The sequence below is a fragment of the Vibrio sp. D173a genome, assembly GCF_030248475.1.
Map to the genome: position 1 here is coordinate 1 of NZ_JAHGAH010001390.1, position 613 is coordinate 613.

Consider the following 613-nt stretch of genomic DNA (forward strand, 5'->3'; position numbering starts at 1 on the left):
CGCCAGCCATCTATTGAACTACCTAGACTTCTCATTTGACGTGAATGTCGGCGATCTGTTCGGCAAAAACGACCTCAACAATCTGTGGTTCGGTTACTCGCTGCATCACCGTTCGGCTATCTTCGAAAACGCCTCGCAGTTTGGTCGCATTAAGGGTGGCAGTAACTACAACACTATCTATTTCCAGTATGAGTTTTAATTACAACTCGATATAACGACAAAAGCCTCATAGTGATATGAGGCTTTCGTTTATTACTCAGATTTTACTCTTTTCAATCAGCGTTACATTACGCCAATTCAGCAAGCTTGCTTTGCGCTTCTAAGATGCCTTTTGCTGCTGCGTCTTCACCCATGTTCAGTGCTTCTGCGTACACAAATTCCACGTCTGTGATGCCAACGAAGCCAAGTACTGTGCGTAGGTAAGGTGTCACGCTGTCAGTCGCTGCGTCTTTGTGGATGCCACCACGAGTCGTTACTACGATCGCTTTCTTACCTTCGATTAGACCTTTAACACCGTTCTCCGTGTAAGTGAACGTCACACCACGGCAAAGCCGTCATCATCGGTGCGGTTGTTGGTTTAGGTGGTCTATTTGGCTGGCGTTACTACCAGGAT

General features: G+C 46.7%; 2 pseudogenes. One reads left to right on the plus strand and one right to left on the minus strand.

Annotated elements, in window-relative coordinates:
• Nucleotides 1–199: pseudogene (locus KIV40_RS33565) on the plus strand (MipA/OmpV family protein); the annotation flags it as partial.
• Between the two features lie 88 nt (nt 200–287).
• Here KIV40_RS33565 and KIV40_RS33570 read toward each other — a convergent pair.
• Nucleotides 288–542: pseudogene (locus KIV40_RS33570) on the minus strand (NAD(P)H-dependent oxidoreductase); the annotation flags it as partial.
• Between the last annotated feature and the right edge of the window lie 71 nt (nt 543–613).